The sequence below is a fragment of the Orenia metallireducens genome (assembly GCF_001693735.1).
Lineage (GTDB): Bacteria > Bacillota > Halanaerobiia > Halobacteroidales > Halobacteroidaceae > Orenia > Orenia metallireducens.
The window spans coordinates 178,816-192,617 of record NZ_LWDV01000007.1 but is presented as its reverse complement, the minus strand read 5'-3'; the positions used below and the strand labels follow the sequence as shown (position 1 = coordinate 192,617).

Here is a 13,802-nt window from a genome sequence, read left to right as displayed (position 1 = left end):
GCTTGATAATGTTTATTTTCTATGTTAATATTGTTATTGTGTGTTAAATAATAACGAACTTTCTACTCTATGTGAAAGGGTGATTTTATGTCGAAGAACTATGATTTAATTATTGTAGGAGCAGGACCGGCTGGAATATTTACTGCTTTAGAATTAGTAAAGAGAAGTAATTTAGAGATTCTTATTTTAGAAAAGGGTAGAGATATTTATAAACGGGATTGTCCAATGAAATCTAGAAATATAGATTGTGTTAAGTGTCATAACTGTTCTATCGTATGTGGATGGGGTGGAGCAGGAGCTTTTAGTGATGGGAAACTAACTCTATCTAATGAGATTGGTGGACATCTAGATGAATATATAGGTAAAGATAGATTATCTGAATTGATAGTTTATGCTGATGAAGTATATAAAGAATTTGGAGCACCAGATAAAGTATATGGTCCTTCTGATGAAATAATTCAGAATATCCATGATCGTGCGACTATGGCTGAATTAAAGTTTATTCCATCAAAAATTAGGCATTTAGGGACTGGACATAGTAAGAGTGTATTGGCAGAGATGAAGGATTATCTAGCAGATAATGGTGTAGAAATTAGAACAGGTGTTAGGGTTACAGAAATTTTGACTGAAGATGATAAAGTTACAGGAGTAAAGACTTCTAAGAATGAGGAGATTAGAAGTGAGATAGTAGTTGTAGCACCAGGTAGAGAGAATGCAGAGTGGTTGAGCAAAGAAGCTCAAAGATTAGATATTGCAACAACAATTAATCCTGTAGATATAGGAGTTAGAGTTGAATTACCAGCTGCTGTAATGAAAGAACTGACTGATGTTGTTTATGAATCAAAGTTTGTGTATCATTCACCTACCTTTGATGATAAGGTTAGAACCTTCTGTATGTGTCCTAATGGAGATGTAGTTAATGAGAATAACAATGGTTTAATTACAGTAAATGGTCATAGTCATGCTACTATGAAGACTCAAAATACTAACTTTGCTTTATTGGTTAGTAAGAACTTCACAGAACCATTTAAGGAGCCGATTACATATGGTAAAGATATTGCCAAATTGGCTAACTTATTAGGTGGGGGGGTTATTGTACAGCGATTAGGTGATTTCTTGAATGGAAGAAGGTCAACAGCCCAAAGAATTAGTCGTGGTCTAGTAGAACCAACGTTAAAAGATGCTACACCAGGAGACTTAAGTTTGGTACTACCTTATAGACATTTAAAGGCTATAGATGAAATGTTACAAGCTTTAGATAAAATATGCCCTGGAGTTTATTCTAGACATACATTATTATATGGAGTAGAGGTTAAATTCTATTCTTCTAGATTAGAAGTCAATAATAATCTGGAGAGTAAGATAAAGAATTTATATACTGCAGGTGATGGTGCAGGTATTACCCGTGGTTTAATGCAGGCTTCATCTTCTGGAATCGTAATTGCAGAAGATATATTAAAGAAGTTAGGATAATTAAATAGAAATATATGAGAAAAGTTCTAGTGAATTCACTAGAACTTTTTCTTATATAGGTATATAGTGTTGAATTCAAGTAATTACAATTATCATTATAGACAACTGAACAATCTATTATTTAAGTTAATTTAAAATTTTTGGAAGAAATATTGACATCATGTTAAAACTCTGATATAATTCTTTGCAGAACTTGTCGAAAAATGTCTTAAAAATAAAAATTTTATAAAATAAGGCTAGAAGAGGTGCAAAACCATGAAATCAACGGGAATTGTTAGAAAAGTAGATGAATTAGGCAGAATGGTAATTCCAATCGAGTTAAGAAGGACCTTAGGGATTGAAACAAAAGATCCGTTAGAAATTTATGTAGATGATAAGAAAATTATACTTACAAAATATGAGCCAGCATGTATTTTTTGTTCTAACGCAGGTGCTACTAAAGAATTTAAAGGAAAAATTGTCTGCTTGGATTGTATAGAGGAGATGACGAACAGGGGTAAAAGTGCATAATATACAATAAATTACTAGTAATTTATCCCTCAAATAGAATTTAAAATATTTTAAGGAAAAAAGTCTATTTTTATCTAAAAAATATTTGACATAAGTTGCAGCAATTGGTATAATGTAATTAAAGATAATTAAGTGTCGACCACTGTCAAAATATAAGGAGGAATTTATTAATGAAATCAACAGGAATTGTTAGAAAAGTAGATAATTTAGGTAGAATGGTAATCCCAATTGAATTGAGAAGAACTTTAGGAATTGATACAAAAGATCCATTAGAAATTTATGTGGATGATGATAAGATTATATTCAAAAAATATGAACCAGCTTGTACTTTTTGTGGAAATGCAGGAGATACATTAGATTTTAAAGGAAAAGTTGTTTGTAGTGAATGTTTAGCAGAAATGTCAGAAAAAAGTCAAGAAACTGCTTAATTAATTTATAAAAAATTACTTATAAAAGTAAGTTGGACAAGATGTCCAACTTATTTTTTTGTTTATATAAAAATTTATTTGGTCTTTAACTTAGAGAAATAATTTTTTATTAATTTTTTTAACTCTTTTTCTTCTTTTAAGCCAATAATAGTCTTTGGTTTTTTAGAGGGGGTATAAAATACTAAAGTGGGGATAGTAGTAACTTGTAATTTTTCAGTTAGTTCAGCTTTATCATCAATTAAGATTAGGATTTCTTTTCTTTGCTCTATATTTATCTCTTCAATCTTCTTTTTATCTATCTGACCTATATTAATAGCCATTATATCTAAATTGCCATCATATTCTTCTTTTATTATTGTTAGATTTTCTAACTGTTGCTGACAACTTTTAGATTGTGGTAACCAAAATAATAATATAGTAGGTTTCTTAATTTTATTGAACTTTATTTTATTATCTTCTAAATCCCTTAAAGAGACTTTAGGAAGAAGAAATTTTTCTTCCGAATGGGCTTTTGCTTTAAATTTAAAGACTATTCCTATAGTTCCTCCAATAACAAAACCAACAATTAAGATAAAGGACACTAATATAAGAATTAATTTTTTCATCTCATCACTCCTTTGTAAAGATTATGAAATTAAAAATTTGAATATAACTATATACAAGCTGAAAAGATTTCATCTTGTAGTATTAGTAGTTAATATGAGTATTAAGGAATTCTATAAAGTCTTCTAAAGATGCTAAAAATCTTAATTTCTATACAGCTTAGACTTGTATTAGAATCTCTTCTTAAATTAGACAAGGAACAAATTTTAATATATAATGTTAGAGTAAATTAATCATGATAAGGATATATCCTAAGTCAGTTAGGAGGATTTAGATGGATATTTTAAAAGGGCTAAACCCTGAGCAGAAGAAAGCTGTTGAACATAATCAAGGACCCTTATTGATTTTAGCAGGGGCAGGCTCTGGTAAGACTAGAGTTTTGACCCATAGAATTGCTCACTTAATTTATGAATACGATGTTTCTCCTTATAATATTTTGGCTGTAACCTTTACTAACAAGGCAGCAGGAGAGATGAAAGAGAGAATTGAAAATCTAATTTCTACAGATAGTAAGGCTATTTGGATGAGCACCTTCCATTCTATCTGTGTAAGGATTTTAAGAAGAGAGATAAATAAATTAGGTTATAACACCAACTTTGTTATCTTTGATACCAGTGATCAAAGAACTTTAATTAAGAACATCTTAAAAGAGTTAAATATAGATACTAAGAAGTTCAATCCTAGAGCAATATTAGGAACAATTAGTAGTGCTAAGAACCAGTTAGTTTCACCTAAAAATTATGAAAGTAATAACTATTTTGAAGAGATAGTTAGACAGGTCTATGAATTATATCAAAAAAAATTAAAGGGTAATAATGCCCTAGATTTTGATGATTTGATTATGAAGACTGTCGAACTATTTGAGGATTATCCTCTGGTTTTAGAACATTATCAAGAGCGATTTAAATACATATTAGTTGATGAGTATCAGGATGTGAATCACGCCCAATATAAATTGATAAATTTATTAGCAGAAAAATATAAGAATATCTGTGTTGTTGGTGATGATGACCAAGGAATTTATGGTTTTAGAGGTGCAGATATTAGTAATATTTTAAGTTTTGAGAATGATTATCCTGATACTAAAGTGATTAAGCTTGAACAGAATTATCGTTCTACTAAGAAGATTTTAGAGGCTGCCTTTGGTGTAGTAAGTAATAACATAGATAGAAAAGATAAAAAGTTATGGACTGAGAATGATCAAGGTCAAGATTTAAAGTTATATAAAGCCTCTAATGGACAAGAGGAAGCAGATTATATAGCTACTGAGATTATTAAGCTTAGAGAAGAAAAGAACTATAGTCTTAATGATTTTTCTATTCTTTATCGTACCAATGCCCAATCAAGAAGTTTGGAGCAAGCCTTGATTAGAAAAGAGATTCCTTATAGAATAATTGGGGGCTTGAAGTTCTATGACCGTAAAGAGATTAAGGATATCTTAGCTTATCTGCGTCTTATCTATAACCCTAATGATGATATCAGTTTAGAGCGGATTATTAATGTACCAAAACGGGGAATTGGTAATACCACTATTGGGCGTTTACAGGATTATGCTTTAAAAGAGGGGATTAGCTTGTTAGAGGCTGTTTATCAGGCCGATAAGATTGATATTCTTGGGGCAAGGGCAAGCTCTCAGGTAAGAGGCTTTGGTGAGATGATAAGCAAGTTTAGAGATAAAGCTGAGGAGTTATCTGTATTATCTTTGACAGAGGAAGTTTTAGATAAGACAGGTTATTTAGAAGAGCTTAAATTAGAAGGAACAATTGAAGCAGAGAGTAGAATCGAGAATATCAATGAGCTGTTAACTGATATGAAGGAGTTCAATAAAGAGAACTCAGAAGGAAAATTGGGGGATTATCTTGAAGAGGTCTCTTTGATTGCTGATGTAGATAATTTGGATAAGGATGCTGAGGCTGTAGTCTTGATGACCTTACACAGTGCTAAAGGATTAGAGTTTCCTATAGTATTTTTGGCAGGAATGGAAGAGGGTTTATTTCCTCATAGTATGTCTATGGATAGTGAATCAGAGGTTGAAGAAGAGAGGAGACTATGTTATGTAGGAATTACTAGAGCAGAAGAGTTATTATATTTAACCTATGCCACTTACCGTACTGTTTATGGTAAGACTCAGTATAATGCTCCTTCCCGTTTTATCAGTGAAATTCCTAAGGTTCTCTTTGGTTTAAAAGAAGAGAAGAAGGTTAACAAACTAGAGGCTGTAGCTGAAAAGGAAACCGAAAGTATTAAGACTGATAACTTTAATGCTGGTGATAGGGTACTTCACCAAAAATGGGGGAAAGGAACTATAATTGCAGTAGCTATGGATAATGGATTGGAAAAATTAACGATTGCTTTTCCCAATGAAGGTATCAAAGAGTTGGCTACCCAATATGCTAAGTTGACTAAATTATAAAAGATAATTGACAATATATAATCTACACTTTACAATAAAAAAGAATGATAACTGTTAATCGTATATTGTAAATTACATAAAAGGAGGAATTTTAAATGTCTATTTATATTGTAGGTCACCAGAATCCTGATACAGATTCTATCTGTGCAGCGATTACTCTTGCTAATTTAAGAAAAGAGCTAGGAGAAGATGTAGAAGCAATCAGATGTGGTAAGATCAATGCAGAAACAGAGTTTGTTTTAGATAAGTTTGGTGTAAAAGCACCTAAGCTAGTGGAGAAGGTTTCTGCAGGTGACCAAGTATTTTTGGTCGATCACAATGAATTAAGCCAAGCTATTGCTGGAATTGAAGAGGCTGAGATAGTTGGTGTAGTTGACCATCACCGTATTGGTGGCATCTCTACTGGAAATCCAATTTACTTTAGAAATGAGCCAGTAGGTTGTACAAGTACAATTGTTACTAAATTATACAAAGAGAATAATGTAGAGATTAATGATTCTATGGCAGGATTATTATTATCTGCAATTCTATCTGATACAGTAATCTTTAAGTCACCTACTTGTACTAAAGAGGATAAGGTGATTGTTAAGGAGTTAGCTAAACAGTTAGGAGTAGATATTGAAGAGTATGGTAAAGAGTTATTCCAAGCTGGTTCTGTAATAAACACATTATCTCCTAAAGAGTTGGTACAGAATGATTATAAGGAGTATGAATTTGCTGGAGACAAGATTGCAGTGGGTCAAATCGAGATTATGAGCTTAGATGAGGTTAATGCTGATAAGAAAGAGGAGATTTTAGCTGCTATTAATGAGTTAGTTGAAGCAGAAGGTTATAAAGCCTTATTACTAATGATAACAGATATTATGGCTGAAGGTACTTTATTGACTTATAATGTTGAAGCTAGGGATATTGTAGCTGGAGCCTTTGATGTAGATGCTGGAGAGAATGAAGTCTATCTAGATGGTGTATTATCTAGAAAGAAGCAGATTATCCCTGTGTTATCTGACTACTTTGCTTAAGATAGTTTCAATATAATAAAGAGGAACCTTAAATTTAAGGTTCCTCTTTATTATATTTAAGAGGCTTTTTCTTTTTCTGTACCAGACATTATTTCTAATAGTTTTTCTTTAATTTCAGGGTCTGCTAAGGCAATTACAGTATCATTAGCTTTGATTATAGTATTTCCACGAGGGACAATTGCTTCATCTCCTCGTAGAATTGTGATTAAAATGGCCTCATCAGGGAGTTTAATATCCTTTACCATTGTGTCCTGAATAGGAGAGTTTTCATCTACTTGGATATAATGCATCTTCAAGTCTTTAATACTATCAGCCCATAACTTTGATGTCTCTTTAATAGCTATCTCTTCCTGAATTAGTCCCAGCATCAGTGAGGTTGAGCTAATGACTTGATTTACACCTAACCATTCAAAAAGTTTTTCATTACCAGGGTTATTCACCAATGTCAACGTCTTTGGAACATTGAACTGCCTTTCAGCTAATTGGCAGATTACTAGGTTATCTTGGTCATTACTAGTAACAGCAACAACTGTATCTGCTTCCTCAGTTTTAGCCTTCTCTAAAAGCTTTCTTTGAGTTCCGTCACCTAAGATAACATCAACTTCTAATTCATCCTTTAATTTATTAACTTTACTCTCATCAGATTCAATAACTGTAACTTGATGTCCGAATTTATGGCAGTATTTTGCCAGTTGATATCCTTTTTTACCTCCGCCAACAATAATTATTTTCATAACATTACCTCCTTGGCCAATTAGGCTTGGGTAAGAATTTTTAAAAGACCATCATATATTATACTACAAAGAATAGGGAGTTGCAAAGATATTCCATTATCTTACAGAAAGTTGTACAATTATTATCAAAGTTTATTGGCTGAAATTTTAGCTTATTTATAGAGGATTTTCGTTAATAATAACTAAGTAAAATATAATATGAGGTATGCTTATTAAGAGATTATGATATAATAAAGTGAAACTTAGTTGAACTTATCTAGAGATATAGTTAAAGTAAAAAGGTTAAAGTAAATAGTATAAAAAAGGTTAAAAGAGTAGGTATATGAGATGAATTGAGAGTCGGGCAAAGTGAAACTTAATATAGATAATGGGACATTCTTTTAAGTTGACAGTTAAGTTTAAAATCTCACAACTCATCTCCATATAAGGTCATATTTAGAAATTTAAGCTTAGTTATTTGTCTAGATATCAAATAGATATTGGTTATAGGAGGATTCACATGGAAGACATAAAGAAAAAAGTTGAAGAATTACGAGCAGAGATACATAAGCATGATTATTATTACTTTGTCTTAGATAAACCTAAGATTAGTGATATAGAGTATGATAAGTTGATGCAAGAGTTATCAAAACTAGAGGAAGAACATCCAGAATTGATTACTTCTGATTCGCCAACACAACGGGTAGGAGGAGAACCTATTGATGAATTTAGAAAGGTAGAGCATCAAGTCCCTCTGTTAAGTTTGGACAAGGTCTTTTCAGAAGAAGAGTTAAAGGAGTTTGAGCAGAGGATAAGAAAAGATCTAGAGGAAGAGATTCAATATGTAGCTGAATTGAAGATAGATGGCTTATCTGCTTCTTTGATTTATGAGAATGGTAGTTTAGCACAAGGAGCTACTAGAGGTAATGGTGTTATTGGTGAAGATGTAACCCATAATATTAAGACTATTAAGAGTATTCCTTTAAAATTAGATAGGGAGATTGATTTAGAAGTGAGAGGAGAGGTCTACTTTCCTAAAGATAAATTTATTCAATTAAATCAAAGAAGAAAGGAAGCTGAGCAAGAAGAATTTGCTAATCCTCGTAATGCAGCAGCAGGGACTTTACGCCAGCTTGATCCTCAAGTGGCAGCTAATCGCCCTTTAGATATCTTCATCTATGATAGTGCTTATCTAGAGGGAGAAGAGTTTAAATTACATAGTGAAAGGTTAAATTATCTCAAAGAATTAAACTTTAAGGTCAATCCTGAATGGAGAATATGTGCTAATATCGATGAGGTAATTGAGTACTGCCAGTATTGGACCCAAAAAAGGGATGAATTAAATTATGAGATTGATGGAATCGTAATTAAGGTAGATAATTTGGCTTTACGTAAACAGCTAGGCAGTACAGCTAAACACCCCCGTTGGGCGATTGCATATAAGTTTCCTGCTCAGCAAAAAGAGACCACAATCAAGGATATTGAGATCACAGTAGGTAGAACGGGATCATTGAATCCAACGGCTATCTTAGAGCCGATTTACTTAGATGGCTCAGTAGTTAGTCGGGCTACTTTACATAATCAAGATTATATTAATGAGAAGGATATTAGGATTGGTGACAAGGCAATTATAGAAAAGGGTGGAGACATAATCCCTAAGGTGGTTAAAGTCTTGCCAGAAAAGAGAACTGGTCAAGAAGAGAAATTTATTATTCCTAAAGAGTGTCCTGTCTGTGGAGCAGAAGCAGTCCGTTTAGAAGGAGAAGCTGTAATTAGCTGTACTGGTGGAGCTTGTCCTGCTCAACTTAAAGAAGAGATTATCCACTTTGTTCAAAGAAATGCTATGAATATTGAAGGAGTAGGACCTTCCTTGATAGAACAACTATTAGATAATGAATTAATAGGTGATGTAGGTGATTTATATTATCTACAGAAAGAAGATTTAATGAATTTAGAGAGAATGGGTGAAAAGTCCAGCCAGAATGTAATTGATGCATTAGAGAAGAGCAAAGATAACTCCTTAGCTCAATTATTATTTGGTTTAGGGATTCGCCATGTAGGTAGTAGAGTGGGACAAGTATTGGCTCAAAATTATCAGGATATTAATGCCATTGCTGAGGCTAGTGAAGAGCAGTTATCAGCAATCAATGAGATTGGTCCTAAGATTGCCCGAAGTATTGTTACTTACTTTGACCAAGAGCAGAATCTTAAGATAATCGATAAGTTAAGAGCAGCAGGGGTCAATCTAGAATCTCAAACTTCTAATGTGAAAAAAGTATTAGAAGGAAAGAAGATAGTTGTAACTGGTACTTTACAGGATTTTACCCGTAAAGAAGCCAAAGAAGCGATTACTAATTTAGGGGGCAGAGTCACAAGCTCTGTAAGTAAGAATACAGATTATGTAGTGGTAGGAGATAATCCTGGCTCTAAATATGATAAGGCTCAAGAATTAGGAGTTACTATTTTAAATGAAATAGAATTTAAAGAGTTAATAAGTGGATGATAGTAACCAGTAACGGTAACAGGTAACAAGTATTTAAGTTTTTGCTAGTCACTCGTCACTAGTTACTAGTCACTGTTAAAAATAAGGAGGATTTAATATGAGAAAAGCAATCATGGAAACTGAAAAAGGAACAATGAAGATTGAATTTTATGAGCAGGATGCACCAAATACAGTAAATAACTTCTGTAAATTAGCTGAGGAAGGGTTTTATGATGGCTTGACCTTCCATCGAGTAATCCCTAACTTTGTAATTCAAGGTGGATGCCCTAATGGAACTGGAACAGGAGGACCTGGATATACTATCGATTGTGAATTAGATGGAGATAACCAATATCATGACCGTGGAGTATTATCAATGGCCCATGCTGGAAGGAATACAGGGGGGTCTCAATTTTTTATCTGCCATAATCGAGAGAATACCCAGCACTTAGATAAAAATCATACCTGCTTTGGCAAGGTAGTAGAAGGTCTTGAAGTAATAGATAATATCAGACAAGGTGATGTAATTAATAAAGTAACTATTATTGAAGGTGAATAGTAAGGTATAAAAGTAAGTACTGTCTTTATAATATTGCAATATTATAGACAGTACTTTGTATTGATAAATCTATGAGATAATATCTCTATCAAATGATATTATTTATATAGAGGTTCAATTAGTATAGAATTTGTAACTATATAAAGAAGGGACTAAATTTCATGTTCGACACTATAATCAATTATATTTTAGATTTCCCAGTTTATGTTATGCTGCCTATTGTTATGTTTACTGTTAGTTTAATTATACAAATACCAATTAAGAAGGCAATGAAGCATGCATTGACTTTGGGTATAGGATTTATCGGTATCTTTATGACCCTTGATCATTTTGTGGCTAAGATTGCTCCTGTAATTGAGCAAGTGGTGGAGCAGACAGGAAGTGATTTGACTGTTTTAGATGTAGGTTGGCCTCCTTTAGCTGCAACAGCCTGGTCATTTAAGATTGCACCAATCTTGATGGTTATTTTTATTGTTATCAATATAATTATGTTATGGTTGAAATTAACCAATACCTTTAATATTGATATCTGGAATTTTTGGCATTTTCTCTTTACAGGACAATTGGTTTATACTATGTCACAAGATATGACACTTTCAATAATCTCTAGTATCACATCTATGGTTATAATTATAAAGTTAGCTGACTGGAGTGCTGAAGCTACTGAAGAATTTTCAGGCATTACGGGGATTTCCATTACCACTTTATCTGCTACAGCCTATTATCCAATTGCTTTAGCTACAGATAAATTAATTGAAAAAATCCCAAAAATCAATCGGATTAATGGTAACCCTGAGCATATACAAAAGAGATTAGGCTTTTTTGGTGAACCGATGTTTATTGGTCTACTATTAGGAATAGGGTTAGGGATAATTGCAGGTTATAATTTAAAAGAAGTAGCCGATTTAGCTATTAATATTGCAGCTGTTGTATTTATATTACCTAGAATGGCTGGAATTTTAGGAGAAGGTTTAATGCCTATATCAACAGGGGCTAAAAATTATTTACTCAATAAATTTCCTGGTATGGAGGATGCTCGCATTGGTATGGATTTGGCTGTTCTAATTGGCTATCCAGCGGTTATTGTAGCAGGGATTATTTTGATGCCAATTGCACTAATACTTGCAATCTTATTACCTGGGATAAAATTTATTCCCCTTGCTGACCTACCTAATATGATAGGTGCAGTAACTTTAATTGTTGTAGCAACTAGAGGAAATTTATTCAGAGCGGTTGTTGCATTCATTCCTATCATAATTGGTAAATTATATATTGCCTCTGCAATGTCAAGTACATATACTAATTTACTAGATAGAGCCGGGATCGTTATTAGTCAATATAAAGGCAATATAACCTCTTTTTTAGATGGTGGTAATCTATTTAGAATCTACTGGGTATACTTATTCCAAGGAAATATATGGGCGATAGGGATCTTACCTATAGTCTCTTTCTTAATTTATATAACTTGGAAAGAGTATAAGAAGAGAAATGATAATCTAGATAATACTTTTTCAAAACTTGAATATTAGATTTTTAATAATTTTCTATAATATTGAAGTGATTAGTACCTTGTGATATAATGAATAACTAGTTAAATAATCAGAAATAGTTAATAGTTAAAATTAATTTTAACTATTAACTATATACTATAAACTGTACAATATATATAATATAATGAAGGGATGTGAAAAAAGTGAAAATCAATAAGGAGACTGTTGAGAAGGTTGCCCATTTAGCAAGATTAGAGGTAAGTGAAGAGGAAAAGGATATGTTTGCTCATCAGTTAAGTGATATTTTAGATCATGCTGAGAAATTAAATGAGCTTGATACTGAGGATATAGCTCCAACAGCCCATGCTCTACCAATTAAGAATGTATTCAGAAAAGATGAGGTTAGAGATTCTCTTGATCGGGAAGCTGTATTAGCTAATGCACCTGAGAAGGATGAGGGTATGTTCAAAGTCCCACAAATTGTGGACTAATTAGTTGATGGCTAGTAGCTAATAACTAACAGCCAATAAACAAGGAGGGAAATAATATGGAACTTTACCAATTGACTGCTCATCAGTTGCATGAGAAGTTAGTGAATAAAGAGGTCACTGCTAGAGAGATTACAGAATCTATATATAATAGAATTGAAGCAGTTGAAGAAGATGTGAAAGCTTACATAACTTTAACGAAGGAAGATGCTTTAAAGCAAGCTGATAAGGTGGATGAAAAGATAGCTAATGGTGAAGAGATTGGACCATTAGCAGGGATTCCAATTGCAATTAAGGATAATATGTCAACTGAAGGTGTAAAGACTACTTGTGCTTCTAAAATATTACATAATTACAAACCACCTTATGACGCTACAGTAATTAAGAAGTTATCAGCTGAGGATTATATTATGGTAGGTAAGACCAATATGGACGAATTTGCTATGGGCTCTTCTAATGAGAACTCTGGATTCTATCCAACAGCAAATCCTTGGGATTTAACAAGGGTGCCAGGAGGTTCTAGTGGTGGTTCTGCTGCAGCAGTAGCTGCTGGAGAAGCTATTATCTCTTTAGGTTCAGATACAGGAGGATCTATTAGACAACCAGCTGCTTTCTGTGGAGTAGTAGGAATGAAGCCAACTTATGGTTTAGTATCCCGTTATGGATTGGTAGCCTTTGCTTCTTCTTTAGATCAAATCGGTCCATTTTCTAAAGATATAACTGATTGTGCTATCGCTTTAAATTACATAGCTGGTCATGATGAATTTGATTCTACTTCTGCAAATAGAGAGGTGCCAGATTATACAGCAAGTCTGAATAAAGATATCACAGGAATGAAGATAGGTGTGCCAAGTGAATACTTTGGTGATGGAATCGATCAAGAGGTTAAAGATGCTGTTTGGACTGCAATCAAGAAGTTAGAAGAGTTGGGTGCAGAGTATGAAGAGGTATCATTACCCCATACTGAATATGCACTATCTGCATATTATCTAATTGCTCCAGCAGAGGCTAGTTCTAACTTAGCTCGTTATGATGGAGTTCGTTATGGTTTAAGAAGTGAAGAGGTAAAAGGTTTAGTTGATATGTATAAGAAGACTCGTCAAGAAGGATTTGGTGATGAGGTTAAGCGTAGAATTATGTTAGGAACTTATGCTTTAAGTTCTGGTTACTATGATGCTTACTATAAGAAGGCTCAAAAGGTAAGAACCTTGGTTAAACAAGATTTTGATAGAGCCTTTGAGAAGTATGATGTCTTAATTTCACCAACAACTCCAACTACATCTTTTAAAGCAGGGGCTAAAAAGGATCCATTAGAGATGTATTTATCAGATATCTGTACTATTCCAATTAACTTAGCAGGTATTCCTGCATTATCTATGCCTTGTGGATTAGACAGTAATGGATTACCGATTGGATTACAGATTATGGGTAATCACTTTGGAGAAGAGAAGATTTTACAGATTGCTCATGCCTTTGAACAAGCAACTGATTTCCATAAAAAGAGAGCTAGTTTATAATTAGCAATTAGTGTCAGTAGTCGGTGCCAGTAAAAGATAATTAATTAATAGAACTTTATATAAGAATATAACTTGCGCTGTCACTAATAACTCACACTTAATATAGC

At 33.0% G+C, this 13,802-nt stretch carries 12 protein-coding genes; 10 read left to right on the top strand and 2 right to left on the bottom strand.

Annotation, left to right across the window (positions count from 1 at the left end):
* Positions 1-87 precede the first annotated feature (87 nt).
* The 3 genes from U472_RS03765 (at position 88) to U472_RS03755 (ending at position 2,411) form a co-directional block, all read left to right on the top strand.
* Complete coding sequence (locus U472_RS03765; RefSeq protein ID WP_068715665.1) at positions 88-1,473, top strand: NAD(P)/FAD-dependent oxidoreductase; 1,386 nt, start codon at positions 88-90, stop codon at positions 1,471-1,473.
* A 255-nt stretch (positions 1,474-1,728) separates the two neighbouring features.
* The gene (locus U472_RS03760) at positions 1,729-1,983 is read left to right on the top strand and encodes an AbrB/MazE/SpoVT family DNA-binding domain-containing protein (RefSeq protein WP_068715663.1); all 255 of its coding nucleotides are present in this window, start codon (positions 1,729-1,731) and stop codon (positions 1,981-1,983) included.
* Between the two features lie 170 nt (positions 1,984-2,153).
* Positions 2,154-2,411, top strand: a complete 258-nt coding sequence (locus U472_RS03755) for an AbrB/MazE/SpoVT family DNA-binding domain-containing protein (protein WP_068715661.1) — start codon at positions 2,154-2,156, stop codon at positions 2,409-2,411.
* A 74-nt stretch (positions 2,412-2,485) separates the two neighbouring features.
* Here U472_RS03755 and U472_RS03750 read toward each other — a convergent pair whose 3' ends face one another.
* Positions 2,486-3,016 (bottom strand): thioredoxin fold domain-containing protein, encoded by a 531-nt coding sequence (locus U472_RS03750; RefSeq protein WP_068715659.1) that lies wholly within the window; start codon positions 3,014-3,016, stop codon positions 2,486-2,488.
* Positions 3,017-3,288: 272 nt separating this feature from the next.
* Here U472_RS03750 and pcrA point away from each other — a divergent pair, with 272 nt between their 5' ends.
* Together pcrA and U472_RS03740 are read left to right on the top strand one after the other, a co-directional pair.
* The gene (gene pcrA / locus U472_RS03745) at positions 3,289-5,427 is read left to right on the top strand and encodes a DNA helicase PcrA (RefSeq protein ID WP_068715657.1); all 2,139 of its coding nucleotides are present in this window, start codon (positions 3,289-3,291) and stop codon (positions 5,425-5,427) included.
* 95 nt (positions 5,428-5,522) lie between these two features.
* Positions 5,523-6,446, top strand: a complete 924-nt coding sequence (locus tag U472_RS03740) for a manganese-dependent inorganic pyrophosphatase (protein ID WP_068715655.1) — start codon at positions 5,523-5,525, stop codon at positions 6,444-6,446.
* 56 nt (positions 6,447-6,502) lie between these two features.
* On the opposite strand, the gene U472_RS03735 is transcribed toward U472_RS03740, so the two are convergent.
* Positions 6,503-7,180, bottom strand: a complete 678-nt coding sequence (locus U472_RS03735; RefSeq protein WP_068715653.1) for a potassium channel family protein — start codon at positions 7,178-7,180, stop codon at positions 6,503-6,505.
* A gap of 499 nt (positions 7,181-7,679) precedes the next feature.
* On the opposite strand from U472_RS03735, the gene ligA reads away from it, so the two are divergent.
* The 5 genes from ligA (at position 7,680) to gatA (ending at position 13,695) form a co-directional block, all read left to right on the top strand.
* Positions 7,680-9,662 (top strand): NAD-dependent DNA ligase LigA, encoded by a 1,983-nt coding sequence (ligA, locus tag U472_RS03730; protein WP_068715651.1) that lies wholly within the window; start codon positions 7,680-7,682, stop codon positions 9,660-9,662.
* Positions 9,663-9,759: 97 nt separating this feature from the next.
* On the top strand, positions 9,760-10,200 hold the full coding sequence (locus U472_RS03725; protein WP_068715649.1) for a peptidylprolyl isomerase: 441 nt from the start codon (positions 9,760-9,762) through the stop codon (positions 10,198-10,200).
* 161 nt (positions 10,201-10,361) lie between these two features.
* Positions 10,362-11,729 carry a PTS transporter subunit IIC gene (locus tag U472_RS03720; RefSeq protein ID WP_068715647.1) on the top strand — a complete coding sequence of 456 codons (1,368 nt, stop codon included), beginning with the start codon at positions 10,362-10,364 and terminating at the stop codon, positions 11,727-11,729.
* A 164-nt stretch (positions 11,730-11,893) separates the two neighbouring features.
* Positions 11,894-12,181: an Asp-tRNA(Asn)/Glu-tRNA(Gln) amidotransferase subunit GatC gene (gatC, locus tag U472_RS03715; protein WP_068715645.1), complete on the top strand. Its 288-nt coding sequence runs from the start codon at positions 11,894-11,896 to the stop codon at positions 12,179-12,181.
* A 56-nt stretch (positions 12,182-12,237) separates the two neighbouring features.
* Entirely contained in the window at positions 12,238-13,695 is a 1,458-nt protein-coding gene (gatA, locus tag U472_RS03710; RefSeq protein WP_068715641.1) for an Asp-tRNA(Asn)/Glu-tRNA(Gln) amidotransferase subunit GatA, read from the top strand.
* Positions 13,696-13,802: the final 107 nt, after the last annotated feature.